The following is a 24,871-nucleotide window of genomic DNA, read 5'->3' on the forward strand; positions in this document are numbered from 1 at the left end:
ATAAATTATCCACTTATTTTTAAAGGAGAGTTGATTATGGCAAGAACCGTAGACAACCTGACGAAAATGTTTTTGAGCAATGCTGAATCCAATATTCGATACCTGGCCTTTGCCGAAGCAGCGGATCAAGAGGGTCGTCAAGGTGTGGCAAAGGCTTTCAGGGCGCTTGCCATGTCCAAAATGGTCCATGCCATTTCTCACTTCAAGGCGACGGGTCTTGTGGATACCACGGCCGAAAACCTGAAACAGGCCTCGGAAGAGGAAAAATATGATTACAAGAGCGCCTACCCTGCCATGGTCCAGGACGCTGTAAAGGAAGATGCCATCCAGGGGCGGCACAGCCTGGAATATGGATTGTCCATTGCTCCCGTCATCATAAAACTGATCGCCAAAGCCATGAACAACCCTGATATGGAATCCGAGGGATCCTATTATATCTGCCCGGTGTGCGGGAATATTGAATTCAAGACGCCTTCGGAAAAATGCCCATTCTGCGGGGTGGATGTAAGTCAGTTTACCGAAATTTCCTGAAGACCGGTCATCCTTTTTTTGCCGGGCTGAGAATTTTCTCGGGCTGGATCTGTATAAACTTTATTATTGCATTTATAGGCTGGGAATGATTATCGAATCCATTCGATTGATTTTTATATCTTTTTCACTTTTATGGCTTTAATATCCAAATAAGTGGAAAATCACGAAATAAATTTTCCACTTATTAACACTGTTGGGCTTGTGGGCTGATGCATGATGCTAACTTTGATGTTAGTATAAAGATACTGTCAAAATTTTTAAATTATTAAAATCGATGAAGTGGATAAAGATGATGAAATCTGCAAACCAAGTTGTTTTTATATTGGTTGTTTTTATTTGTTTTTTAGGATTGATTCATAGTTCTTTTGCAAATGAAACTCTTAGACTACATGTATGGGACGGGTATGCCCCTGAGGGAAAGGTGGGGAAATTTGAAAACTATATTCAACAAAAATACAATAGAGTAGTTAAGCTTGAAATTTCTTATATCTCTGACCCCAATGACTTCTTTGAACAAATAAGAGGAAAAAAGGCGGATATCATTAGCCCAGGTCATAATCTTTTGAAAGATGCGCGTTTTAATTTTATTAAAAACAAGATATTGCTTCCATTGGATTTAAATAATATTCCCAATTATAAAAATCTTATTTCTAACCTTCAAAATGCGGAGTATTCTTACCAAGATGGTAAGGTATATGCAGTTCCTTTTGCACATGGCCCTTATGGACTGGCATACAATACTGCCCATCTCAATGCCCCTGACTCGTGGGGTGTTTTCTGGGATTCCAAATATAAAGACAAGTACACTATTTCTTTAGACTATTAAAGGGTGTTGAAATCGATGACGCAATTTTAACGTTATCCGACAAATTTTCAGTATGTTAGTAATTGAAAAAGCCTCTGTTTAGTTGTATCTTTCAAGCGCCTAAACAAAAAGGAAACAACACCACAGAGGCTTTATGCATACAAAAAATATCAGGCGAATCATCACAAAGCAATTGAAAAAGAGTTTTCCGAACTGGAAAAAGATGACAAGGAAGTCCAAAAAAGAGCTGACAAAGCAAATCATGATGGAAGTTTTGGATAATTATGATTATTCTCAAACCTTGGACATCCCCATCGAAGAACTCATAGGAGTTGAAGATCAGGCCCCCTCAGCAGAGATTCGTAGCCTTCCTGAGATGGCGTCCTACATTGAAAATTTTCATTCCGACAACCTGTTTCATTTTGACACCCTGAAAAAGCCATACCCTGAAATTGTAGACCCGGAATTGCAGTTTGTTGACCAACTTATAGACAACCAGATTATCAACAGCTTGATTGCGCCTGACGGATATTCCGCTGTGCACAGGGATATTCAACCCTACCAGTTATTTCGGATGGAGCTTTTAAAAATAATCAAATACCCTGAAATCAGTTACAGGAAATTTTGCAGCGATGAATATTTTGGCAGGGAACGAAAGCAAAACAGGCGTTTTGTGAGACTGCCTTTAAATACCAAACACCAGGCAGATCATACTGAATTGTGTCACTTCCGGCGTGGCCTGAATTTCAAACAATTGATGAATGTCCTGGTATATTTCCTCCATCATTTTTATAAATCAGGCTGTCTGGAGAGTGCCGTTATCCATGGTGTTGATTCCAGTGAACTGCCGTCTGAAATCAATTACCCCCTTTGCACAATTCAGGTCAAAGGCAAAAAAATACGAATGTATTCCGATCCGGACTGTGATTGTGGAAAACGCCGGAATAAAAGGGATAAATCGTATTACGTCATTGGCTACCGGCTTCACACCCTAACAGCCATCAACCCATCGACAGGCCATAGTTTTCCATTGGTATCCCTAATCGGGGCGGCAAATCATCATGACAGCCTGTTTTTAAAACCGTTGATCAAGCTTGCTCAAACATTGGGTATTGATATCAAATTGATAACCGCCGACCAGGCTTATCACGATAGTGATGGTTCGGTTCTCAACGAAACCGGTGTCTATGTCGTCACCCCTGCATCGGAGAAAGCCAAACTTCCTGACAACGTTTTGGAATCGCCATTAAGGGTTGCCTGTAATGATTCTTGTGAGATTCCAATGCAGTTTTTGGGATCGACACCGGAAGGCCACGAATTTGGATGTGATGCCGTTCCGGGTGAGTGTGCGTTTGAATCAAATTGTTCAAAATCAAGGATCGTTGATTTTGACAGCGGCTATTTTCAACCAATGCCGATTTTTCATAGCGGATCTCAAGACGCAATCGAGATCCGGAAAAACTGTGAAAGGCCCTTTAATCTGATGAAAAAAAGAGAAGGCCTCGAACAAACACGGGTAAGAAGCCAGCATGGTGTGATTGTCCGATCAACTCTGACGACTATCGTAACATTGTTGATTGAAATGGCCGGAACAAGGCATAAACCAATGAAAAAAGAAGATGGGCAAAAGGAGTTGTTTGCTGCCACAGGATGAATTGAACGTTCAATGCGGGATTTTTTCTGAGCCGATTGATCGGTCGCTATTGGTATATCTGAATACAACAAAGGCCGCCGTCTGAAATAGATTTTATGCGGTAAAAAACAAAACCAGATATTGCTACGGTAAAAGCCGGACAATCTGACATTGGAAAAAAGAATTACAAACGCGTGGGGCACCTATAACGAAACAGAAATTTGAACGGTTTCAACACCCTTTATTATGAGGCGAATATCTATATTACTGCCTTGGCTATGGGATATAGTGTAAATGAGTTAGCGACTGCTGAGAATTTAAATAACCCGAAATTTAAAAAGAAATTAAGAGAATTAGCTCAAAATTCTTCTGTCATGTGGGAAGGAATTGATACGGCAGACATTCTTCAAAACAATTCTATTGCCGCAGTGTGGGGCTTTTCACTCCCAGAGCTTGCTAAAAGAGGGCAAGTTTGGAAAATTGCGGAACCCAAAGAAGGTACCATGGGGTGGGTAGATAATTTTGCCATTGGTTGGTCTTTAAAAAATAAACCTTTTCTTCGAAAAGTTGCAGAAGAGTGGTTAAATTTTGTAATTTCTCCAGACTTTCAGGTTGAAGTAACAGTTAGGTCTTTAGGTAGTGCTCCGACCAACACTCATATTCAAGACAGATTAACACTAGAAGAAATTGCTATGTTCCATATTAATGACCCTGATTACTTCCAAAACAATAGGATTTTATGGCCTACATTAAAACGAACCAGGGATCGAAATTTTATGAAACATTTATGGGAAAAAGCATTAATTAAAAAATAAGGAGTCCAACATTTCGGTAGAGCTGACCGCGAGAACGGGAGGCAATTTCCGCGAAGGCTGTCGGCGCGGCAGCTCACCTCGGCGTTACGGAGAGGAACAACATGGATAAAGAGAATACACTTTCTGCGGCCGATTGGTTTAATAACGGGTTAGACTGTTTCAATAAACCAGACGGAATGGGTGCCATTAAGGCATTTGAGGCCGTTATCAGGATAGACCCCGGCTATCGCCACTCAGATGGGGACAACCCTTATTTTTATCTGGGCAAGATTTCTGAAATCGAAGGAAGGATTGACGACGCGATTCAGTATTATTCGAGCGCTTTGGCATTGGATCCGTACGACGAGGAGAGCCTTATCGGCCGGGGAAGCTGTTATACCGTTAAAAAGAATCACAAAGGGGCTACCGTTGATTTTAAAAAGGTGCTGGACATCCCGTCTGAACTCAGGAATGCCCCGCTGCAGCATGTGCTGTATGCGATTGCGGAAAACTTTCGCCAGCAAAAGGATTTCCCAAATGCACTTCACTGGGGGGAAAAGGCACTTCTGGAAGAGCCTGAAAATTTGCGACACCAGGAATTGGTGGCCGACGTCAAAAAACAGATGCGGGACGCACCATAATTTTTGAAATGGTTTTTATATGGACCATAAGATCCATATAAAAACCATTCTATCCTGGCAACTCCATTCAAAGTACGGCAACGAATGTCAGCAAAAGATATTTTCCCGGTTTGTCAGGATTCAAAAACCGCTATAATTTCAAGGATTCAATAATTGTCTTGCCAAATAAAACCGAGGCTTCCGGTCCGTTGGCGGTTATGATCTTCCCGTCAACCGTTACTCGATCCGCGGTATAGATGCACGCCCCGTTTTGAAACCGTTTTTTCTCATTGGGATTCACAGTCGCCATTTTCCCGTCAATCACATGGGCATTGGCAAGGGTCACCGGCGCCCAGCAGATCGCCGCCAGAACCTTATCGTTTTTAACCGCATCCTGTGCGATTTTATGGGCTTTGGGGTCATTGTGATAAATTCCCGAACCACTGCCGCCCACAAAAACAATGGCATCGAAATCCGGGACACTGACATCATCAAGCACATAGCTCACATCGGTAACCTGGCCGTACATGCCGTATGCCTTGCCCTTTGCGACAGAAAATACCGTTGTGATTCCGCCTGCCTTTTCTATCATTTTTTTGGGCACACTGAATTCACTGTCCTCATACCCTCTGTTCCCGATAATCAGGGCCACTTTTTTCCCTTTGATATCCGGCAGGGTCATATCCGGGATATCAATCTTGGGGCCGGCCAGTTTTTTGTCGGTGAAGATGCCGGCCGATGCAATGATGTTGGCTTTCTCACTCTTGAGAACATAGGTGATTTTTTCCCTTGCCCGGCCATGGGGATCTGCATAAACATAATCGACCCAGCCTTTTCCTTCTGAATTTGCCTTTTCCAGAAATTCCCTGAAGAATTCCTTGCCGTTGATATCCTTTCTTTCCATATAACGGATGCCGTGCATCCGCTTCGGAAGATACGGGTGGGCCAGCAGTCTGGCCTCTTTTGTGTCCAGGAGAAAGACATATGCGTCCTTCCACACAAACGGCCCTTTTTTATCATTCAGCTTTGGGATAACCGCATCGAGCCCCTCTTTCTCGATCATTTGGACCACTTTATTCGTCATGTCGATGCATTCTGCCTTTGTGGCCTTTTCCCCGGCAAAAGCGGACACGGTGTAAAAAATGAGGGATAAAACAATGAAAATTTTTAACAAGACAAAATCAAATTTTCTGTTCATCTTAAGCTTCTCCTTTGTTTGTTGTTGGTAATGGCACCATACTCCCGCAGATTTTCAACACTCTAATCCGGCCCACTTAAGCAGGACTTAAATAGGGGATACAAAAAAGAGGGTTAAGATGATTTTTTCCGGGTCAGCAGCCGTTGAGCCAGTTCTTCGGTTTCCGGTTCAACCGGGCAGTCAAGTTCGGTCCGAAGCGTTTCCCGGCAGCGCTTAAGAGTGGATGCCGCCTGGACCAGATTTCCTGTTCCGGCATAAAGCCGCATCAGCTTCCGGACCATTTTTTCAGCGGTTTTATCAACGCTCAGGTAGGTTTCAGCTAAGCGGATGCACTTTTCATAATCTTTTCGGGTTTCATAAAAGGCAATCATGGTTTCCAGGGCAGAAAGATATTTATTCTGAAGATCCTGCCGGGTGGTGCTGCACCAATCGCAGAACGGGGCTTCGGCCAGCAGCTCTCCTGAATAGGCTAAGACCGCCTCCCGGCAGTGGCTAAATGCCTTGAAAGCGTCTTTTTCCCGGTGAGCCCGTGCCATCTCGTCCGTAAAAACCGTCATGTCAACCCAGCCTTCCTGACCCAGGCAAAGGCGGTAGGTGTCTGCCTGCCTTGATATGTAGGATGAGGGCGCACCGTCCGGGAGATCCGGTTCCAGAACGCGGCGCAGTGAAGTCATGGTGACGTGGAAGCGGTTGACGGTTTTGCCGGGATCCTGGTCCGGCCACAGCATTTCAATGAGGATGTCCCGGTTGACATACCCCTGGTGCCGGGAGAAGGCCAGATATTGAAAAAGGGATCTGACCTTCTGATTTCCCCATTTGCCGGGGCTGATTTCCCGGTCTCCCACAAGGACCCGGAAGCGTCCCAGAAGGTGAATCTTCAACCCGGGCGGATCAGGTCTGGGCAGGTTTGACAAAAGATGAGAGGCGGCTTTTTTTACGGACGGGCCACGGGATTCCCGCAGAATCTGTTTGAGATCAAGAATGGCATCGCTGCCGATTTTTTTTAATGTGTCGAAAATATAATCCCGCAGATGTCCCTCGGCATAGAGATCGACCAGGAAAGGAACAATCCAGTGCCGTTCCTCAACAAAGCCGTACTTCTTTCTTTCGGTATGAAGGCTCAGAACAGACAAAAATTTTTCCCGGCCCTTGTCTTTATCCTGGTGCCAGTGGTACATGGCAAGCCACAGATCCGCCCAGTGGGACAGCCCGAACGGCGCAAAGGCTTTCCGGGTGGATCGGATCAGGGGCAGGGCCTCTTCGTGGCGGTCCGTCATCATCAGGACAACGGCAAGGTTCCCCTTTAACGTTCCTTCTGTCATGGGCAGGTCAAGCCCGTTGAGCAGGTCCAGACCGGACAGGGCACTCTGTTCCGACAGAACCATATCCCCTTTGCGGGCATAGGCCGTGCACAGCGTATTCAGCCCCAGGGCCTGACCCCATCTGGCCCCCATGGACCGAAAAAGGTCGACGCTCTGTTCAGCATAAGCGATGCTTTCTTTGCATCTTCCCAGTCCGAATGCGCTTTTTGCCGCCTGGAGCAGCAAAAAGGGAAGCGTCGTATCCTGCCGGCCCCTGTCCCGGATACCCCTGGGCGTTAATCCGGCCGGCTGCCAGACCGGAATGGAAGAAATCGTTTTTGAATTTTTCCGTGTGAGACCTTCAAGGCCGTTGCGGGCATATGCGAGCCCCTCCTCAAACCGGTGCAGAGAATTGCAGGCACTGGCCAGCAGGGTATAGTGCCCGGAAAAATCCTGCAGATCCGACTGCTGCCGGACTCGCCACTCAACAGATCTGCCGATTTGAAGGGATTTTTCGTGGTCACCGGAGGCAAGGCATGTGTATCCCCGATAAACATCCAGCCATACCCTTTGCTGATCGGTGAGTGTTATACTCTTGAGGTGCGCCATTGCAGCCCGGCCGGTTTCATAATAAAGCTTCCATGACTCCCGGTGTCGCAGATAAGCCGTAATGAAAATAAGATACCCCAGGGCTTCGATGCGCAGCTCATCCGAGATGGCGGTCTGGTTCAGCAAGGTTTCGAGAACCCGGGCAGCCCTGGAAAACTCTCCGGCCATGAAGTAATTGAGTGCGATCTCAATCCGGCAGAGATTCATTCCGTCCGTATTGCTCTGGCCTTCAAATTTCACCAGAGCGCGGCCCCAGGAGGAAGCCGCATCTGTGTGACGGGCGAAAACCCCCTGGAGTTTGCCGTACAGGCACAGGACCCAGGGAAAGTCATCCATATATGGATGGGGGATGGCAGAAAGGCAGGTTCTCAGGATTTCATATCTGCCTTCCTGGAACAGGCGCCGGCCGCGGGTGTTCAACAACCGGACCACCTCCTTGAAATCAGGCGCAGACAGAAAGTGGTGCAGGGCGGTTTCAATTCTGCCTTTTTCTTCACAAAGGCGTGCGGCTTTCAGGTGCAGGTCTGAAACCGCCTCTTTTGAATAAAGGGCGGCAAGCTTTTTTTGAAGAAAAGCCTTAAACAGCTTGTGGTAAACATATCCGCCCCTGTCCGGCTCCTTTTGAATAAAAATATGAGAGTCTGCCAGATCCTCAAGCATTTGCTGTGACTCGCCAACGCATAAGAATTCATCGCAGAACCATGTCTTAAGGCGTGCCAGGATTGAGGTTTGGACAAGAAAGTCCCGGATTTCAGTTGCAAGGGTTGAAAAGACTTCCTCCTCCAGATAGTCGGCAACCGGGGCAGGCAAGGGATGCGGCTGATCCAGAAAGTTTCGGACGTCCGCCATGGTCAGATCCTGAAGCGCATAATAAAAGAGCATAAGACCTGAAACCCACCCTTCAGTCAACTCGCATATCCGGTCAGAAATATCCCGGTCCCAGTCGATCTCAAAATATTCCTTGAAAAGAAGAGCGGTTTCCTCGCCGGAAAAAACCAGATCAGCAGCACTTATTTCAATGACCTGTTGCTGCGCTTTCAGGCGGGAAAGGGACAGAGGGATGGAGGCTCTTGAGATGAGCACCATGTGGAGAAAGGAAGACGAGTGCCGCAGCAAAAAATTCAGCACCGCATTAACTGCCTCACTCTCCTTTACCCAGTGAACGTCGTCCAGCACCAGGATGAGATCGGTTTCAAGACACGCCTCCAGATCTGCCAGAAGCTGTCGGATACGCATTTCGTCTGCTGCACTGCCGGGTGGTTTGTCCTGGCAATCCACTATGGAAGATGCGTTGAATTCAGGGAAAATATTTTGAATCCCACGGATCAGGCCGCTTAAGAAAAATGTCAGATCCTTGTCCGTACTGTCCAGCCGTAACCGGATAATGCGGGCATTCACACCCTCCAGGGCCTGAACCGCCAGGGTTGTCTTCCCGTAGCCTGCGCCTGCAACAATTGTGGTGAGACGGTTTTCAAGTATTGCTTTCCCTGAGAGTCTGCTGATCAAGCGTCTCATGTTTTTGGTTATGTCAGGAAAGCACAGCTTTGATTTCAGTATGGGCGGTTCATGAATCAAAATATCAGGTCTCCAATTTAACATCGGCTTAACGACCCGGCACGGATTTAATGAAAGAAAAACAAACGCTTAAAAGGCTATACCACCATTTCGGGCAGGGTGTAAACCTAAGGGAAAAAAGAGGTCCCGTTTGGCCGCCGTTGCCGGTGTCAGGGGGCCATACCCTGCACGCAGCCGGCTGATCTTTTTGAACAATATTCTAAACGCAGTTTGGCTGGACAGCGAAAACCCGGAGCTCTCCGGGCTCTCAGGCAGTTCGCTGTTCCTGTCGCCCGCTGCGTTAAGACATTGATAACAACAAATCAGCAAATGACGCGTTGCAGGCCAGGCACCCCCACTCTGGCACCTGCCCCGGTTAACGTCACGATAGAAAAATTGCGCCGAATAAATATTTTTTTTTACTGGATATCTGTTTGAAATGCGCTGAGAAAGGTGTTATGGGTCAACTGTCTTGATTCAAAAGCAATCTCACCGGATATATTCATATATCTCAGGATATCCGGTCAGATATTAACTTTTGTAATGATATGCGGTTAACCGGATATTTCGGCTATACGGACCCGCACATTTACTTGTTCATCATACTAACGGGAGTAAAAAATATGGCACTTTCACTTGATATCAGCGCCATTGCGAATCAAATACAGTCCGCACAGGACGAGGTTCGACAGATTGAACCGATCACGTCACAACTGAAAGATTTTGATATTTCTTCTGCCTATGCAGTAGCGCACTTGATCCATGAAGCACGGATTGACAAAGGCGCCGTTCCTGTGGGAAGAAAGATCGGTTTTACTAATCCTGACATGTGGTCCCTGTACGGAGTAAACGAGCCTATATGGGGCTATCTCTATGACACCACTGTGGTTTACCTGTCTGGCCAGCACGGAACGTGCAACATCGAGCGGTTTGCAGAACCGAAGGTCGAACCCGAGATCGTCTTCCATTTTTGTTCAACGCCTCCGGTGGATGGAAATCTTTTAGACATTCTTGAGTGCATTGACTGGGTCGCGCATGCATTTGAAATCGTGCAGTCTCACTATCCCAGGTGGCGGTTTGAGGCCGCAGATACCATTGCAGACTCGTCCCTGCATGGAAGGCTTCTGGTTGGCGTACCCCTGGCAGTTAATCAGGCAGGAACAGATATTATAGATGCACTTGAGCACTTTTCAATCACGATTTTGCGTGATGGCAAGCCGTGCGAGGAGGGTAAAGGGTCCAATGTGCTTGGGAGCCCGCTGACAGCCATTGCTCACCTGATTGATGTACTCAGGACGCAGCCGGACTACATGCCTGTTCAGGCCAACGAAATAGTGACCACTGGGACAATTACAACGGCGCTCCCGATCCAGATTGGTGAAACGTGGCAAACTCAATTGGATGGAATCGCACTTCCCGGCCTCTCTGTGGAATTTGTTGGAGCCTGAAGGAAGATGGGTCAAGCCTTGATTGTTGCATTAGAGATCACAAAATCCAAATGAAGCGGAGAAACCGCTTATTTGGGGGTTGAAGTTGTAGAAAAAGGTCTGGTTCATCAAATTTTGAAGACCGTTTAGCGCGGAGAATGACTCAGATAATTTTTTTTAATAATAAGTTCAGAAGCATTTAACCTCAGAGGTCCTTTTAAATGGAGTTTTAAGCAAAATTATAACAAAAATTCGAGCAGGGAGTTTTCCTAAAAGCTCGTTATTTAAGGCGGTTAAAATGGATTTTCAAGCGGTTGGAACTTTCACACTAATGGTCCTGCTATTGACCATAATGCCTGGCCCCAATGGGGCTCTTCTACTAAAAACCGTTCCACAAAATGGACTTCGTGCGGGGATATTAAATTTAGCTGGAATTGTCTCTGCTTTTTATATTCATGGTTCATCCGATTAATGCGTACTTCTTGTTGTGAAGATCCAGAAGTTTTAGTTTAAAAAATTCAAAATCACGATATCCATATGCTTTACGTTTCATGGTTTTGATCTTGTTATTGGTTCCCTCCAAAGGCCCTGTTGAAATTGCATAATCATAAAAGGAGAGTATCCTGTTTCTGTGTAGACCCAGCGTCTTTGCAAATTTCTTCAGCATCTGAATATCTGATACATTGGCCAGGTTAATCCAGTTCTCCAGAACCTTCCCACCGGTATTTTTATCTGATTGGTTCCAAATTTGCCTGAGCTCTTCCTTCATATAATATACGGTTGATAACGGTTGATTGACTTCCAGTGCCTTTTGCAGATGTTCTGCTTCCCCCTTGTTCTTTTGAAGGTTTTCTGGATTCTTCAACAAAAGCCAGCGGGTTCCTTTTATCAGTTTTTGTTCCCCGCTATTCGACAGGTGTTTGTAAAGGTCCCTTCTGAATTCAGATAGTTTCTCATTGAACAGTTTTACCACGTGAAATCTATCGAAGACTATGGCAGTTCCAGGCATATTTTCAATAACAGCACTCAAATATGCCGGAGACATATCAATGCTGATAGCTTCTATTCCGGCCTTTGAAATTTTTATTTTTTGCCAGAAGAACTTCAATGCATCGCCTCCTTTTCCATCACCCACATGCAGAATTCTGCCGGATTCCAAGTCCATTACTATGGTTAGATATTGATGTCCTTTGCCTATGGAGATCTCATCTATGGCAATCCGCTTGACCTTTTTGAGGGGTATGCTCCGGTAACGTCTTGTAAGATGAGCTTTTTGTATCTGTTTGATGGTATCCCAGCTGATACGCAGGTGGCTGGCAATATCTTTGATTGTCATGAACTGGGATAATTCCAGGACATAACGTTCAAAGGCACGGGTATAACTCTTCCCCTCTTTGGAAAAAGACAGTTTGATTTGCCGGACAAATTTGCATATGGGGCACCAGACTCTCTGAATGGCCGTCTTGAGGATTACGGGTCTCGAACCTACGGGTATTGTTCTCAGAGTTCGTTTGATAACTCCTCTTTTCACGACAGATCTTGAGTTACATTCAGGACACTTTATTGCCTCGGGTTTAGGAAATATTTCAAAGGTGAGCACCCCGCCGATAAAGCGGGTTGTTTTATAAAAGTAGTCACGAAGACCAAAAGCGTGGTAAATAAGACTGGTGGACATGATTCTATTCTCCGGTTTTGTGCGGCTAACACAAAAAAATTGGAAAATGATCATGTCCACACCTTCATTTCAAGCATAAAATCATTTTTTGTTTCAGAATCCTATATCGGCCTGCTTCTCATTCCAAGTACGCGATTTTCTGATGAACCATATTCATGGACTATTTTCAATACTTGGGTTGTCCGCTTTGATTCTCAAAACATCTCAAGCGTTTTTTGCAGCAAAACTCCTGGGAGCTTTTTATCTTTCATACTTGGGTATTATGTCTCTTTGGCAGGCTTTTTTTGCAAAACAATCTTCTGAAAAAACAATAAAACGCGAAAATAATAAAAATGTGATTCGCAAAAGTAAGAGATTTTTTCTGGAAGGATTTCTCACCAATCTTTTGAACCCAAAGGCTTCTATGTTTTATCTTGCGGTCTTTCCACAATTTATTTGCTTGGAGGGAAGTCCCATTTTAGAATTCCTTATATTAGTAGTGATTAATTCTATTGTCGTTGTAATATGGTTTTCCTTTATAATTAATGCTCTTGGTAAGATAACACGGGCATTATCATCCATGAAATTTAAAAAAATAGTGCAAGGCGCAACTGGCTCGATAATGTTGTGGTTTGGGTATCGTTTGCTTACATATCAACAAAAAAGTTAATCTGATCAACATATAGCAGGACGGTTACACGATATCGCAGGTACTGAACCGGCTTAAAAATTTTTTAGCATGCATATGATCTTGGTGTTGAAAAGTCTTGTGGAAGCCCCCCGCGCCAGGTGAACCGAGATGTTAGCCAGGGGCACGACCCATGATATGTCATTCTTTGGAATCGTATGTTTTTTGGGCAAGTATGTCCATCGTTATAATGGTAAAGGAGAGAGAATGAGGAGGACACAAGACCGAAAGGACAAAAAATGAAAATTCTCTACGTAGTCGATTTGCATGGATATTCAAAGCGTTTCGAACGGGTATTTCAGTCAGCTATAGATCATGGTGTCGAAGCCGTCATTAGTGGCGGAGATAATTTCTCAGATTTATTTGTTGCACCTTGGGATAAAGCAATTGAATCTCAAAACAACTTATTTACAAAATTCCTTCCAAGCCACCTCAAAAAGTATGAAAATGCAAAAATCCATTGGGCCTGCATTCTTAGTATGCATGACTTAGAGATTTTTGATCAGCAGTTCATCTCATTGTGTAAGAAGAGTAACTATTTTCATAATTGTCAGAACCAAATCGCCAGAATCGGTGGATATGAGTTTGTTGGGACCGGAAACGTAGTCGATATCCCTTTCCCACCTAAGAATCGATGCCGACGTGACACCAAAAGATGCAAAATGGACAAGCAGTTTGGTCAACCCATTGGAATTACAAAACAAGGGTGGGTCCCAATCAAAGATTGGGAGAAACAGCTTAGGTCTTTCCCAACACTATTAGAAGATCTGCTTGCCCTCCCGGAAACCAAGGAACTACAGAAATCTGTGTACATTATCCACCATCCACCAAAGGGGTTGGGCCTCGGTTCGATTTTCTTAGACGCCGATAAGGCACCCATTATTGGAGATCTGCCAAAGAGCCCAGAAAAAGACATTGGATCAGAAGCAGTGTACTCATTTCTGGAAGACCGCCAACCGCTTCTGGCATTGCACGGGCATGTTCATGAAAGCCCCATGGTGACTGGCAAGTGGCGAGGGAAAATTGGGAATACGGTCTGTATTCAGCCAGGGCAAAATGAAAACAAAGATAAGACGCATTTTATGATTATAGATCTACCATCCTTAAAAATGGAACGCTTCCTTGAATAGAAGTCAGGATCTGACACAGAATTGATTTTAGGGATTTTAATTCATGGAATTCAGGGGGCACAGCACCGTTTTTTTCAAAAGAATCGAATTCCGCACGTAAGGCCGGATAGTAATACCACATCTGCTCCTTTGCTGCCTTATCTTTTAAACAATACCTTTTTATAATTTTTTTGGTTTCCATAAAAATGCTCCTCAAGTCTGATGTCAATTCGCACGCAATATAATACCCGATCTGCTTGTTTTGAATACATAATACTTTCAAGTTCATGCCTATTCCTACTTTTTTAGCAAGAAAGTCTTTGACTCATACAATAGGCCATGTTAGTATCCGCCATTAAAATGAAAGGTGTTTTTTTTATGAGTACGATTGCTGACTTGATGGGCCAAATTGCAGAAAAAGAAGGGCACAATAACACCAATATTCCAGGTGTTCGAATTTATAAAGCATCAGAATACCGTCCCAGGCATCCACTTTGTTATGGGAAAGGAATAATTATTGTTGGCCAAGGGAACAAGCGGGTTTTTCTCGGAGATAAGGTATACGAATACAACTCTGATAACTATCTTGTATTATCGGTGCCTTTACCAGCAGAATGTGAGACTGAAGCAACTGAATATGAGCCGCTGCTTTCTCTTATGGTGGACATTGATATGGGAATGCTTAACCGTATTGTTGAACAAATGGGCAATGACATTAACGCGTCACTGTGGGGACAAAAGGATAAATACCCCGGATTGTTTGTTGCTCATACAAACCAGGATATAAAGGATACAGTAGTACGGTTGTTACGTTCTCTTTTAAACCCTGTGGAGAGCAAGGTGATAGGTCCCGGTATTATTCATGAACTAATTTTCAGGATTATGAATGGTGAAAATGCTGCACCTTTGTATGCCCTTACCATGATACATACCAATTTGTCCAGAATTGACAAGGCCCTGAAACACATTCACGAAGAGTACCGTCATCCAATCGATATTGACAAGCTTTCAAATCTGGTCAACATGAGCCCATCCGCTTTTTTCCGAGCATTCAAAGAAGTAACTTCATCTTCTCCTATCCAATATTTGAAAAAGGTCAGGCTCAATATTGCAATGGGATTATTAATGGCAAATCAAGTTCGGGTAAATGAAGCTGCGACAGAAGTCGGGTATGAAAGTACAACTCAATTCAGCAGGGAATTTAAGCGGTACTTTGGCAATAGCCCGGTTAGTTTTATCCCTGCCGGTAAAATTAAATTGCCTTTAAAATTTCCTTTGTTTAAAGTCTGATTTCCATCTTCAAGAAAGTGAATTGGCCGCCTCTTGAATTGTGAATTAGGATTATTAAGAAATAAAATATATTTCAACAACCCAAATGCACTCGGGCAAGCCGGTGATTTGGAATTGTTCACTCGGACACACGTGGACGGGCCGTTGAACAAACCCGCTACATACGGCCAAAGGCCGGTGAACTCAATGTTGAAAACAATTCAAAGTTTTATGGATCACTTCTTCATTTTTTAAAATCCTTTTATGGCCAAGTCCTTTAACTATCATCAGTTCTATTTCCGGAAGCATTTTTATAATATGCTTTGAATCAGAAAACGGTATAACAGGATCGGATTGATCATGAATGATACAATAATTTTTTGCATTCCAGGAAATCAGATTGATCGGGTCATCCCCTGAAAAAGAATACTTATATTTATCTTCATATTCGCTAATTATTTTTAAGTAGATTTTTTTGGGGATCTGGTATTGGTTAAACGCATGATCAATCGTTTTGTTGAGTTGGATTGCAGGGGATATCAAAACAGCGGGTAGATTCAATTGCTCTTTTTCCAAACTGCATACAATGGCTGCAGCCCCAAAGGAATGTCCGATTAGCCCGGCAATATTATCGGAAAAATCAGAAGATATAAATGACCGTAAGATATCTGTCATCTGGAAATAGCTGCAGCTGTCGCCAGGGGATAATCCATGCCCGGGTCCATCAAAGATAAGGACAGAAAACCCTTTATTTAAGAAGGGTTTAATGAACGGGTAAAATTGAAGTCCGATTCCGTTCCAGCCATGAATGAAAATGATCATGGGACCCTCCCCCCATTTCCAGCATTTTATGGTGTCATCATTTACAGTCATCTCAAAGGCAAATCCTGTTTTGAGATATTCGAGCTGCTTTTGAGTATACTGATGGCGCTGGGGCGTAAAAAATTGTTTTTCATAAATGAGCCGAGAATGCCCGGAATCAGCTGCCATAGGATAATAATCAGCCTCTGGAGCAGGGTTTTTAATAAAAAGGTCCTTTTTAAAGTGTCTGGAGCTGTTTTTGTAAATCGATACGAGTGCGCCACGATACCCTCCCCCCTAAAATTATTTAAAAGACGGATTCAATTTTTTTCCAACAAAATATTCAGGAGCAATTGGGTTGGAATGATCATTGGGACCTGGGTCTGGTAACTGCCGTATTCATTGGGATATGCATTTAATATGTCCCTGTCTTCCAGCCAGGTTCCAACAATGATCCAGATGGACCAAAGAAGGTTGAATACAATCCGGTCAGGAGTAAAGCTGGTTGTGCTCCAGATAAAAATAAATGAAAACAGGTAAAGCGGGTGGCGGACCCATCTGTATGGTCCCTTTTGCTGGAAAAAGACTTTTTGGGGCTGCGGTTTTGGAGTCCTCAACCCAAAGGGATCAAATCCTCCCAGGGTTGTAACACTCCGGTACAGGCCATAGGCACATAAAACGGAGATTACGCCGAATATAATTTCCAACCAGCCCGGTGAATCAAAAACCGCCATGGTTTGCCCCTGCCAGAAAAAGATCACAATTAAGAAAGGGTGTTGAAACCGTTCAAATTTCTGTTTCGTTATAGGTGCCCCACGCGTTTGTAATTCTTTTTTCCAATGTCAGATTGTCCGGCTTTTACCGTAGCAATATCTGGTTTTGTTTTTTACCGCATAAAATCTATTTCAGACGGCGGCCTTTGTTGTATTCAGATATACCAATAGCGACCGATCAATCGGCTCAGAAAAAATCCCGCATTGAACGTTCAATTCATCCTGTGGCAGCAAACAACTCCTTTTGCCCATCTTCTTTTTTCATTGGTTTATGCCTTGTTCCGGCCATTTCAATCAACAATGTTACGATAGTCGTCAGAGTTGATCGGACAATCACACCATGCTGGCTTCTTACCCGTGTTTGTTCGAGGCCTTCTCTTTTTTTCATCAGATTAAAGGGCCTTTCACAGTTTTTCCGGATCTCGATTGCGTCTTGAGATCCGCTATGAAAAATCGGCATTGGTTGAAAATAGCCGCTGTCAAAATCAACGATCCTTGATTTTGAACAATTTGATTCAAACGCACACTCACCCGGAACGGCATCACATCCAAATTCGTGGCCTTCCGGTGTCGATCCCAAAAACTGCATTGGAATCTCACAAGAATCATTACAGGCAACCCTTAATGGCGATTCCAAAACGTTGTCAGGAAGTTTGGCTTTCTCCGATGCAGGGGTGACGACATAGACACCGGTTTCGTTGAGAACCGAACCATCACTATCGTGATAAGCCTGGTCGGCGGTTATCAATTTGATATCAATACCCAATGTTTGAGCAAGCTTGATCAACGGTTTTAAAAACAGGCTGTCATGATGATTTGCCGCCCCGATTAGGGATACCAATGGAAAACTATGGCCTGTCGATGGGTTGATGGCTGTTAGGGTGTGAAGCCGGTAGCCAATGACGTAATACGATTTATCCCTTTTATTCCGGCGTTTTCCACAATCACAGTCCGGATCGGAATACATTCGTATTTTTTTGCCTTTGACCTGAATTGTGCAAAGGGGGTAATTGATTTCAGACGGCAGTTCACTGGAATCAACACCATGGATAACGGCACTCTCCAGACAGCCTGATTTATAAAAATGATGGAGGAAATATACCAGGACATTCATCAATTGTTTGAAATTCAGGCCACGCCGGAAGTGACACAATTCAGTATGATCTGCCTGGTGTTTGGTATTTAAAGGCAGTCTCACAAAACGCCTGTTTTGCTTTCGTTCCCTGCCAAAATATTCATCGCTGCAAAATTTCCTGTAACTGATTTCAGGGTATTTGATTATTTTTAAAAGCTCCATCCGAAATAACTGGTAGGGTTGAATATCCCTGTGCACAGCGGAATATCCGTCAGGCGCAATCAAGCTGTTGATAATCTGGTTGTCTATAAGTTGGTCAACAAACTGCAATTCCGGGTCTACAATTTCAGGGTATGGCTTTTTCAGGGTGTCAAAATGAAACAGGTTGTCGGAATGAAAATTTTCAATGTAGGACGCCATCTCAGGAAGGCTACGAATCTCTGCTGAGGGGGCCTGATCTTCAACTCCTATGAGTTCTTCGATGGGGATGTCCAAGGTTTGAGAATAATCATAATTATCCAAAACTTCCATCATGATTTGCTTTGTCAGCTCTTTTTTGGACTTCCTTGTCATCTTTTTCCAGTTCGGAAAACTCTTTTTCAATTGCTTTGTGATGATTCGCCTGATATTTTTTGTATGCATAAAGCCTCTGTGGTGTTGTTTCCTTTTTGTTTAGGCGCTTGAAAGATACAACTAAACAGAGGCTTTTTCAATTACTAACATACTGAAAATTTGTCGGATAACGTTAAAATTGCGTCATCGATTTCAACACCCTTTAAGAGTGTGACACCTGACATAAAAGAGAACAGCAACGGATAGAAGAATTTTGGAATGACGGTATACAGGATTGATTTAAACCAGGGCCGGGTCATTAAGCTGTGCTGGAGAAAAAACAGCATACAAAGAAAAATATCAAACAGGATTTCAAACCCTGGACTTAGATTGAGCGGTATGGAAAACCGCGGGCCAATAACCATAAAAATTACAAACATAATGAGTGAAGAGATTGCAATGGCTGCAGATCCTATCTTTAATACAGGATGAGGATTTATTCGTGCTGAGGGTTGTGATGTTCGTAATTGGGGGCTATTGTTCATCTCAAACCGAATGAAATTATCCCTAAGACCGGGATATTTGAGAAACAGAGTAAGCCTTGATTGCCAGTCCGCAGATATATAAGTTTCCAGTGTTGTTAATTTCTTTTTCATATGCTCTCCTCCTCATATTTGTAACCTGTTAAGCGTTAATACTATGGAAGAAAACAAAAAACCTCACCCGATCGGGTGAGGGAGATCATTTTTTTGTTGATTGAATCAGGCTCTCGGAATAAAAGTGAGGGATAAATTTAAAAAAGGAATGAAGATGTTTATTCATGACACACCCTTTTTAAAAAGTATTCGCGATCCTTTGATCATTGTGGATTCAAACCGGATTATTCTTTATATCAATAAATCCGGTGCAGCTGTTTTTGGTAAAAACGATGGGAATGTAATTGGGCAAAAATGCCATAGAGCGTTTCATAAAACCGATTCCCCTTGTGTGATCTGTCCGATCGAACCGGTCCTGGTTAAGGAAAGAACCTATATCACCGAAAAATGGATGACCATGCCTGACGGCAGCAGAAAGTGCGGTGAAATACGGTCTTATCCGGTATTTGACGATCATAGGAAATTGATTGCAGTGACCACGATCGTTGTCGACATTACGCAGAATAAAAACAGGCAATCCAATACTGATAATGATTTTCATTCCATACAGTTTAAACTTTCAAAACGGGAAACACAGATCCTTGGACTGATCGCAGAAGGATATTCCAACCTTGAAATTGCTGAAAATTTAAATATTACGATTAATACAGTTAAGTCTCATATCGTTAGTATTTTTAACAAAATAGGCGTTTGTGACAGGACACAGGCTGCCATTATTGCGCTGAAATCCAATCTGATTTAGCAACAGCACAGAGTTTGTGATCGAACAGGCGAATCCATCACTCGACGGGACCGAGAGAAGTTCAGCCGTCTTTTTCAAATGCTGTGTCGGGCCCGTCAGTTCAACCATAATCAACTTTATAGAACCGAATTTAAATTTCAAAGATTCCGTGCTGAATTACAGCAGCCGTATCAGAATATCAAAAAAAGAGACTGCATGCAGGTCGCACGTGGAATAAAAAAGGGTTTTGGCTGAAGATAGCAGATCAGCCAAAACCCTTGAAATTTCTGGTACCGGAGGTCGGACTTGAACCGACAAGGCCCGAAGGCCGGAGGATTTTGAGTCCTCTGCGTCTACCAATTCCACCACTCCGGCGTGGGCATGATTATTAATGGAAAATCACGGATTTGTCAAATTATTTGTGAGCAGGGACAGTCGGTTACCGGCTCACACCTACCAGATTTTTAGGGCTGTGGCGACTGGTATATGGTTATTCTGTGCGGCAGGCAGGCGGTGGGGCGGGGTCTGGAGCGGGATATGCCGGCAGGGCGGCCCCATGGACGGGGGCCGGACGCCGGCATCCTCGGAACCCGGCCAGGACCGGCCGGAGAGAATGCAGCGGAAGACCCTGCCCGCTGCCTGCCGGGGAAACAGCCATCCATTTGGGGGATATCCCTTTCCCCGGAAAAAAGCATAAATATTGCTAAAAAGAGTCTGGAAAATCAGCCGGGCAAGGGCATTTTCAATGCATTAAAAATATCCCGGCCGGGCAGGGCGCCTTCCCGAAGAAGGGCAGGGGGATCCGCCGTGACATCCAGGACGGTGGAGCCGGAACCTCCCTGTAAGGGGCCGGCGTCCAGGGTAAGGTCTGCATCCCGGATCATGGATTCGGGAAGCCGGCCTGGATCGGTGCAGCCCGGTTCACCGGATGGGTTGGCGCTGGTGCCGGTGATGGGTCTTCCGGCTGCCTTGACCAGGGCTTGGGCCACGGGGCGGGCCGGGATACGGATGCCGATTTTGCCGGTGCCCGCAGTCAGGATCCGCGGCAGGGAAGGGGAGGCTTCAAAGACCAGGGTGAGGCTCCCGGGCCAGAACCGGTCCATGAGGATCTTGGCTGCCCGGGGAACGGATCTGACCAGGCCGGATATCTCCTCCTGGTTCCGGACCAGGATCAGGATGGGCTTGGAGGACGGCCGCTGCTTGAGATCAAAGATCTTCTGGATTGCTTCCGGGTTCAGGGCGTCAACGGCAAGGCCGTAAAGATACTGGGCCGGGAAGATCACCACCCCTTGGGAGTGGATGATCTTCCCGGCCGATTGGATGATTTTTGGGTCCGGATGATCCGGATCGACCCGGACCCATTTTCCCGGATCAGGCAAAGGCACGGGCCTTCTGGTTGACCTTGTCGGCCATGGACTTCTTAAAAGCGACCAGTTTTTGGGCCACATCGGGATCGGACAGACCGATGATCTGGGCTGCGGTAATGCCGGCATTGTGGGCTCCGGATTTTCCGATGGCCATGGTGGATACAGGGATGCCGGGGGGCATCTGCACGGTGGCCAGAAGCGCGTCCATTCCCTGGAGAGCCGAGGAATCAATGGGCACGCCGATCACCGGCAGGGTGGTGTGGGCGGCAATGACCCCGGCCAGATGGGCGGCATGGCCGGCTCCGCAGATCAGGACCTGGATTCCTTTTTCTTTGGCTTCCATGGCCAGGCCGGCGGCCCGGTCCGGGGTCCGGTGGGCCGAGGACACGGTGACGTAATAGGGGATGTCAAACTGCCTCAGGATGGCCAGGGCCTTTTCCATGACCGGAAAGTCTGAGTCGCTGCCCATGATCACTCCCACCCGGGGCGGGACAGCCATCCGCTTCAGGGCTTTGGCCCCGATATCCTTTCTCATGAAATGATCTTTAAAGGAGATCTTGGAGCAGGCCTCATAGGCCTTTTTGATGGCCGCATCCACAGTGTCCCCCAGGGCGGTAACCCCCAGGACCCGGCCGCCTGAGGTGACCACCTTGTCTTTGTCCATGGCCGTGCCTGCATGGAAGACCATGGTGTCCTTGACCTGGCCGGCCGGGTCAAGTCCCTTGATCTCGTGGCCCTTGTCATAGGATTGGGGATATCCTCCGGCGGAAATGACCACACAGACGGCCGCCCTGGGATCGATCTGGATGGAGTGATGGCTCAGGGTTCCGTCGCAGCAGGCTTCCATCAGGGGAACCAGATCATTTTCCAGGCGCATGAGAATGGGCTGGGTTTCCGGATCGCCCAGGCGGGTGTTGAACTCCAGGACCTTGATCTTGTCCTTGTCCACCATGAGTCCGGCATAGAGGACCCCTTTAAAGGGGGTGCCTTCCTTTGCCATACCCTGGATGGCCGGGATCATGACCTCCTTCATGGCCTTTTGTCTCATCATGTGATCCAGGACCGGTGCCGGGGAATAGGCGCCCATGCCCCCGGTGTTGGGGCCCTTGTCATCGTCGAAAATTCGCTTGTGATCCTGGGATTCGGGCAGGGGGAGCACGGTTTTGCCGTCGGTGAAGACGATAAAGGAGGCTTCTTCGCCCTGGAGGCATTCCTCCACCACCACGGTGAGTCCGGCTTCGCCGAATACCTTGTCCTCCAGCATGGTGTCAATGGCAAGATCAGCCTGCTCCAGGGTGCTGCAGACCACCACGCCCTTGCCGGCGGCCAGGCCGTCGGCCTTGACCACGCAGGGAGCGCCCAGGGCCCGGGCATAGGCCTTGGCCTTGTCAGGATCGGTAAAGGCGCGTCCCATGGCGCAGGGAATATTGTTCTTGATCATGTGGTTTTTGGAAAAGACCTTGGAGCCTTCCAGACGGGCGCCTGCCCGGTCCGGGCCGAATACCTTGAGGCCTTTTTCCTGGAACAGGTCGGTGATGCCCTTGACCAGGGGGACTTCCGGGCCCACGACGGTGAGGTCGATGCTGTTTTCCAGGGCAAAGGAGGCCAGGCCTTCTATATCATCTGCGTCAATGGGGACGGATTGGGCAAGGGATTGGGTTCCGGCGTTGCCGGGGGCGCAATAGATCTTTTCCACCAAAGGACTTTTTGAGATTTTCCAGGTCAGGGTGTGTTCACGGCCGCCGCCGCCAACAACGAGAATTTTCATCTTGTTCTCCTTAAATTGGTTCGTTTGTTTTCTTCAATGGCCAGATCGATGAGCCTGTCCAGAAGTTCCGGAAAAGAGTATCCTGCCTCCCGGGCCGACTGGGGATAGAGGCTGGTGGCCGTCATCCCGGGGATGGTATTGGTCTCCAGGACGGTGAGCTCCCCGTCCCTGAGGATCATGTCCGTTCGGGAATATCCCTTGAGGAACAGGGCCCTGTGGGCCATGACGGCCAGCTCCTGAACCCTTTGGGTGGTTTTTTCATCAATGCGGGCCGGACAGATTTCCTCGGTCTCTCCGGCCACGTATTTGGCCTCATAATCAAAAAATTCATGGTCGCTGCCGGGGATGATTTCAATGACCGGCAGGGCCTCCGGTTCTTCGTTGCCCAGAACCCCGCAGGTCAGTTCAATTCCCCTGACATAGGATTCCACGATGACGGTGTCATCATGCTCAAACCCGAGTTTGACGGCCGCATCCAGGCCGGATTTTTCCCTGACAAGGGTCATGCCCACGCTGGAACCGGCATTGGCCGGCTTCACCACCAGGGGCAGGCCCAGGGCCCCGGTCACGCTCTGGGAGTCCACTTTATCCCGGGCGGTAAAGGAAAGGTAGGAGGGGGTGGGAACCTTGGCCCCTTCATAGAGCCGCTTGGCCACAAGCTTGTTCATGGCCATGGACGAGCCCAGAACACCGGCGCCCTGGTAAGGGATGTCCAGAAGGTCCAAAAGCCCCTGGACCGTGCCGTCCTCTCCAAAGGGACCGTGGAGGATGATCAGGGCCGCATCTATCTTGCCGGCATCATTGACCAGTCTGCCGAGATCGGTTTTGGGGTCGTACCGGGTGATCTCGTATTTTTCCTTGTCCAGGGCCTCAAAAACCTGGGCTCCGCTGTTCAGGGAAACTTCCCGTTCAGAGGAGATCCCGCCGGATAAAAGGGCAAGTCTGATTTTTCCCATAATATTCTCCTTGTATCTTGGGTTTGCCTGGGGGGTTCGGGTCTGGTTTCATATGGGTTTGCCCCCCGGAAGGGGGCTTAAGGGCTCATCCCTGGATGAGGTTCTGTTTTGCCTTTTCAAACTCATGCCTGGATATGAGATTTTTTTCAAACAGGGTATTGAGTTCCAGCATTTTCCGCTCGGTCCGGGCCACGCCATCTTCAATCATCCGGGTATCGGGATGGACAGCACCATGGTCCGGGAGCAGGGGGCGCTCTTCCCTGGCCTTGACCGTAAAGGAGGCCAGGCCCCCCAAGAGTCTGACTTCAACGGTCCGGTCCCTGAATTCCGGGACCGAAAGAATGTCCCGAAGCTGGGAGGAGCTTTCCCGCATTCTCCGGTAGAATATCCAGGCAATGGAGAGGACCAGGATGCCGATGCCGGCCATGATCCAGGGCAGGTAATGGTATACGCCCTTGAAAAGCACCACGGTCAGTCCCACCCCGGCCAGGAGGAAAACATGGAGGAGCAGGATGAAATAGGCCGTAAAAATGCTCTTGAAAAGGCCGTCTTTATCTCTTCGTCTGAAATTCATGATATCTTTTTGATCAAATTATCCCTGTAGTCGTCCATGGCGGTCAAAGGGATGTTCCGGTCTCCCCTCAGGGTATTGAGCTTGGTTAAAAGAAAGTTGAGTTTTTTCTGGATCTTCAGCCCTTCCGGGGAATCCAGCCCGCAGTTTTCCAGCAGATCTTCGGCCTGGGTGATCTTCTTTCTCAATTCCAGTTCCGGCGGCAGAAAACCCGCGTTCTTCAGGATCTTATGGGCCAGGCGCCACTCTTCCGGCAGGTTCTGGTCTTCCAGGTCCAGGGGTTTGTTGGCCCCTTCCAGATTCTCAAACGCCCCTTCTCTCTGGGCTTTTTTGATTCTTTCTTCCACGATGGCTTCAAAACCGGGAATCATGTTCTGGCCTGTCTCCTGAAGGGAAAAGGGATTTATAAAAAACTCAAGATAATACAATGTTTCAGACT

The 24,871-nt window shown here is 46.5% G+C and carries 24 protein-coding genes and 1 tRNA gene; 12 read left to right on the forward strand and 13 right to left on the reverse strand.

Features of this window, described 5'->3' with window-relative positions; genetic code table 11:
• Nucleotides 1-36 precede the first annotated feature (36 nt).
• The 5 genes from F608_RS0119665 to F608_RS0119685 all read left to right on the forward strand — a co-directional run bounded on the left by F608_RS0119665 (nt 37) and on the right by F608_RS0119685 (nt 4,404).
• A complete protein-coding gene (locus tag F608_RS0119665) occupies nt 37-531 on the forward strand; it encodes a rubrerythrin family protein (RefSeq protein ID WP_022667400.1) in 495 nt (164 codons plus the stop codon).
• A 292-nt stretch (nt 532-823) separates the two neighbouring features.
• Nucleotides 824-1,357, forward strand: coding sequence for an extracellular solute-binding protein (locus F608_RS0119670; RefSeq protein WP_027362934.1), 534 nt, complete (start codon nt 824-826; stop codon nt 1,355-1,357).
• A gap of 133 nt (nt 1,358-1,490) precedes the next feature.
• The gene (locus F608_RS0119675) at nt 1,491-2,990 is read left to right on the forward strand and encodes a hypothetical protein (RefSeq protein ID WP_022663626.1); all 1,500 of its coding nucleotides are present in this window, start codon (nt 1,491-1,493) and stop codon (nt 2,988-2,990) included.
• A gap of 200 nt (nt 2,991-3,190) precedes the next feature.
• Nucleotides 3,191-3,784: an extracellular solute-binding protein gene (locus F608_RS0119680; RefSeq protein WP_022667402.1), complete on the forward strand. Its 594-nt coding sequence runs from the start codon at nt 3,191-3,193 to the stop codon at nt 3,782-3,784.
• A gap of 101 nt (nt 3,785-3,885) precedes the next feature.
• Nucleotides 3,886-4,404 (forward strand): tetratricopeptide repeat protein, encoded by a 519-nt coding sequence (locus F608_RS0119685; protein WP_022667403.1) that lies wholly within the window; start codon nt 3,886-3,888, stop codon nt 4,402-4,404.
• Between the two features lie 130 nt (nt 4,405-4,534).
• Here F608_RS0119685 and F608_RS35095 read toward each other — a convergent pair whose 3' ends face one another.
• Together F608_RS35095 and F608_RS0119695 are read right to left on the reverse strand one after the other, a co-directional pair.
• Nucleotides 4,535-5,581 carry a DJ-1/PfpI family protein gene (locus F608_RS35095; RefSeq protein WP_051148608.1) on the reverse strand — a complete coding sequence of 349 codons (1,047 nt, stop codon included), beginning with the start codon at nt 5,579-5,581 and terminating at the stop codon, nt 4,535-4,537.
• Nucleotides 5,582-5,694: 113 nt separating this feature from the next.
• Nucleotides 5,695-8,997 (reverse strand): AfsR/SARP family transcriptional regulator, encoded by a 3,303-nt coding sequence (locus F608_RS0119695; RefSeq protein ID WP_161626878.1) that lies wholly within the window; start codon nt 8,995-8,997, stop codon nt 5,695-5,697.
• Nucleotides 8,998-9,668: 671 nt separating this feature from the next.
• Between F608_RS0119695 and F608_RS0119700 the strand changes: the two genes are divergently transcribed.
• Complete coding sequence (locus F608_RS0119700) at nt 9,669-10,493, forward strand: 2-keto-4-pentenoate hydratase (RefSeq protein WP_027362936.1); 825 nt, start codon at nt 9,669-9,671, stop codon at nt 10,491-10,493.
• A 277-nt stretch (nt 10,494-10,770) separates the two neighbouring features.
• Nucleotides 10,771-10,944 (forward strand): hypothetical protein, encoded by a 174-nt coding sequence (locus F608_RS36275; RefSeq protein ID WP_022667406.1) that lies wholly within the window; start codon nt 10,771-10,773, stop codon nt 10,942-10,944.
• Here the strand turns inward: F608_RS36275 and F608_RS0119705 are convergent.
• Nucleotides 10,933-12,147, reverse strand: coding sequence for an ISL3 family transposase (locus F608_RS0119705; RefSeq protein WP_027362664.1), 1,215 nt, complete (start codon nt 12,145-12,147; stop codon nt 10,933-10,935). The two genes, F608_RS36275 and F608_RS0119705, sit on opposite strands and share 12 nt — an antisense overlap.
• 142 nt (nt 12,148-12,289) lie before the next feature.
• On the opposite strand from F608_RS0119705, the gene F608_RS32695 reads away from it, so the two are divergent.
• Complete coding sequence (locus tag F608_RS32695; RefSeq protein ID WP_022667407.1) at nt 12,290-12,796, forward strand: LysE family translocator; 507 nt, start codon at nt 12,290-12,292, stop codon at nt 12,794-12,796.
• Nucleotides 12,797-13,053: 257 nt separating this feature from the next.
• Nucleotides 13,054-13,944 carry a metallophosphoesterase family protein gene (locus tag F608_RS0119715; RefSeq protein WP_022667408.1) on the forward strand — a complete coding sequence of 297 codons (891 nt, stop codon included), beginning with the start codon at nt 13,054-13,056 and terminating at the stop codon, nt 13,942-13,944.
• On the opposite strand, the gene F608_RS36280 is transcribed toward F608_RS0119715, so the two are convergent.
• On the reverse strand, nt 13,901-14,125 hold the full coding sequence (locus F608_RS36280) for a hypothetical protein (RefSeq protein ID WP_153307552.1): 225 nt from the start codon (nt 14,123-14,125) through the stop codon (nt 13,901-13,903). The genes F608_RS0119715 and F608_RS36280 overlap by 44 nt on opposite strands.
• Before the next feature lie 176 nt (nt 14,126-14,301).
• On the opposite strand from F608_RS36280, the gene F608_RS32700 reads away from it, so the two are divergent.
• Entirely contained in the window at nt 14,302-15,213 is a 912-nt protein-coding gene (locus F608_RS32700) for an AraC family transcriptional regulator (RefSeq protein WP_022667409.1), read from the forward strand.
• A gap of 183 nt (nt 15,214-15,396) precedes the next feature.
• Here F608_RS32700 and F608_RS0119725 read toward each other — a convergent pair whose 3' ends face one another.
• The 3 genes from F608_RS0119725 to F608_RS0119740 form a co-directional block, all read right to left on the reverse strand.
• Complete coding sequence (locus F608_RS0119725; protein WP_022667410.1) at nt 15,397-16,182, reverse strand: alpha/beta hydrolase; 786 nt, start codon at nt 16,180-16,182, stop codon at nt 15,397-15,399.
• 801 nt (nt 16,183-16,983) lie between these two features.
• Entirely contained in the window at nt 16,984-18,483 is a 1,500-nt protein-coding gene (locus tag F608_RS0119735; protein WP_022663626.1) for a hypothetical protein, read from the reverse strand.
• Nucleotides 18,484-18,557: 74 nt separating this feature from the next.
• Nucleotides 18,558-19,049, reverse strand: coding sequence for a hypothetical protein (locus F608_RS0119740; RefSeq protein WP_022667412.1), 492 nt, complete (start codon nt 19,047-19,049; stop codon nt 18,558-18,560).
• Between the two features lie 154 nt (nt 19,050-19,203).
• Between F608_RS0119740 and F608_RS35100 the strand changes: the two genes are divergently transcribed.
• Nucleotides 19,204-19,791 carry a LuxR C-terminal-related transcriptional regulator gene (locus F608_RS35100; RefSeq protein ID WP_022667413.1) on the forward strand — a complete coding sequence of 196 codons (588 nt, stop codon included), beginning with the start codon at nt 19,204-19,206 and terminating at the stop codon, nt 19,789-19,791.
• Between the two features lie 267 nt (nt 19,792-20,058).
• On the opposite strand, the gene F608_RS0119750 is transcribed toward F608_RS35100, so the two are convergent.
• Nucleotides 20,059-20,145 (reverse strand) — tRNA-Leu (locus F608_RS0119750).
• Between the two features lie 97 nt (nt 20,146-20,242).
• On the opposite strand from F608_RS0119750, the gene F608_RS36505 reads away from it, so the two are divergent.
• On the forward strand, nt 20,243-20,467 hold the full coding sequence (locus tag F608_RS36505) for a hypothetical protein (RefSeq protein WP_161626879.1): 225 nt from the start codon (nt 20,243-20,245) through the stop codon (nt 20,465-20,467).
• 25 nt (nt 20,468-20,492) lie between these two features.
• Here the strand turns inward: F608_RS36505 and F608_RS0119760 are convergent, their stop codons facing one another.
• From F608_RS0119760 to F608_RS0119780, 5 genes are all read right to left on the reverse strand, one after another.
• Entirely contained in the window at nt 20,493-21,155 is a 663-nt protein-coding gene (locus tag F608_RS0119760) for an L-threonylcarbamoyladenylate synthase (RefSeq protein ID WP_027362938.1), read from the reverse strand.
• A complete protein-coding gene (gene purD, locus F608_RS0119765; protein WP_022667416.1) occupies nt 21,142-22,905 on the reverse strand; it encodes a phosphoribosylamine--glycine ligase in 1,764 nt (587 codons plus the stop codon). Before purD ends, F608_RS0119760 begins: the two co-directional genes overlap by 14 nt.
• On the reverse strand, nt 22,902-23,861 hold the full coding sequence (locus tag F608_RS0119770) for a D-alanine--D-alanine ligase family protein (RefSeq protein ID WP_022667417.1): 960 nt from the start codon (nt 23,859-23,861) through the stop codon (nt 22,902-22,904). Before F608_RS0119770 ends, purD begins: the two co-directional genes overlap by 4 nt.
• 85 nt (nt 23,862-23,946) lie before the next feature.
• Complete coding sequence (locus F608_RS0119775) at nt 23,947-24,435, reverse strand: hypothetical protein (protein WP_022667418.1); 489 nt, start codon at nt 24,433-24,435, stop codon at nt 23,947-23,949.
• The gene (locus F608_RS0119780) at nt 24,432-24,803 is read right to left on the reverse strand and encodes a DnaJ family domain-containing protein (protein ID WP_022667419.1); all 372 of its coding nucleotides are present in this window, start codon (nt 24,801-24,803) and stop codon (nt 24,432-24,434) included. Before F608_RS0119780 ends, F608_RS0119775 begins: the two co-directional genes overlap by 4 nt.
• Nucleotides 24,804-24,871: the final 68 nt, after the last annotated feature.

Source organism: Desulfospira joergensenii DSM 10085 (genome assembly GCF_000420085.1).
Lineage (GTDB): Bacteria > Desulfobacterota > Desulfobacteria > Desulfobacterales > Desulfobacteraceae > Desulfospira > Desulfospira joergensenii.

Bases quoted from the DNA above. Each gene is read 5' to 3' on its own strand.
- F608_RS0119665 (WP_022667400.1), top strand. From the start codon at position 37: ATGGCAAGAACCGTAGACAACCTGACGAAAATGTTTTTGAGCAATGCT.
- F608_RS0119670 (WP_027362934.1), top strand. From the start codon at position 824: ATGAAATCTGCAAACCAAGTTGTTTTTATATTGGTTGTTTTTATTTGT.
- F608_RS0119675 (WP_022663626.1), top strand. From the start codon at position 1,491: ATGCATACAAAAAATATCAGGCGAATCATCACAAAGCAATTGAAAAAG.
- F608_RS0119685 (WP_022667403.1), top strand. From the start codon at position 3,886: ATGGATAAAGAGAATACACTTTCTGCGGCCGATTGGTTTAATAACGGG.
- F608_RS35095 (WP_051148608.1), bottom strand. From the start codon at position 5,581: ATGAACAGAAAATTTGATTTTGTCTTGTTAAAAATTTTCATTGTTTTA.
- F608_RS0119700 (WP_027362936.1), top strand. From the start codon at position 9,669: ATGGCACTTTCACTTGATATCAGCGCCATTGCGAATCAAATACAGTCC.
- F608_RS36275 (WP_022667406.1), top strand. From the start codon at position 10,771: ATGGATTTTCAAGCGGTTGGAACTTTCACACTAATGGTCCTGCTATTG.
- F608_RS0119705 (WP_027362664.1), bottom strand. From the start codon at position 12,147: ATGTCCACCAGTCTTATTTACCACGCTTTTGGTCTTCGTGACTACTTT.
- F608_RS32695 (WP_022667407.1), top strand. From the start codon at position 12,290: ATGAACCATATTCATGGACTATTTTCAATACTTGGGTTGTCCGCTTTG.
- F608_RS0119715 (WP_022667408.1), top strand. From the start codon at position 13,054: ATGAAAATTCTCTACGTAGTCGATTTGCATGGATATTCAAAGCGTTTC.
- F608_RS36280 (WP_153307552.1), bottom strand. From the start codon at position 14,125: ATGGAAACCAAAAAAATTATAAAAAGGTATTGTTTAAAAGATAAGGCA.
- F608_RS32700 (WP_022667409.1), top strand. From the start codon at position 14,302: ATGAGTACGATTGCTGACTTGATGGGCCAAATTGCAGAAAAAGAAGGG.
- F608_RS0119725 (WP_022667410.1), bottom strand. From the start codon at position 16,182: ATGGCAGCTGATTCCGGGCATTCTCGGCTCATTTATGAAAAACAATTT.
- F608_RS0119735 (WP_022663626.1), bottom strand. From the start codon at position 18,483: ATGCATACAAAAAATATCAGGCGAATCATCACAAAGCAATTGAAAAAG.
- F608_RS0119740 (WP_022667412.1), bottom strand. From the start codon at position 19,049: ATGAAAAAGAAATTAACAACACTGGAAACTTATATATCTGCGGACTGG.
- F608_RS35100 (WP_022667413.1), top strand. From the start codon at position 19,204: ATGTTTATTCATGACACACCCTTTTTAAAAAGTATTCGCGATCCTTTG.
- purD (WP_022667416.1), bottom strand. From the start codon at position 22,905: ATGAAAATTCTCGTTGTTGGCGGCGGCGGCCGTGAACACACCCTGACC.
- F608_RS0119770 (WP_022667417.1), bottom strand. From the start codon at position 23,861: ATGGGAAAAATCAGACTTGCCCTTTTATCCGGCGGGATCTCCTCTGAA.
- F608_RS0119775 (WP_022667418.1), bottom strand. From the start codon at position 24,435: ATGAATTTCAGACGAAGAGATAAAGACGGCCTTTTCAAGAGCATTTTT.
- F608_RS0119780 (WP_022667419.1), bottom strand. From the start codon at position 24,803: ATGATTCCCGGTTTTGAAGCCATCGTGGAAGAAAGAATCAAAAAAGCC.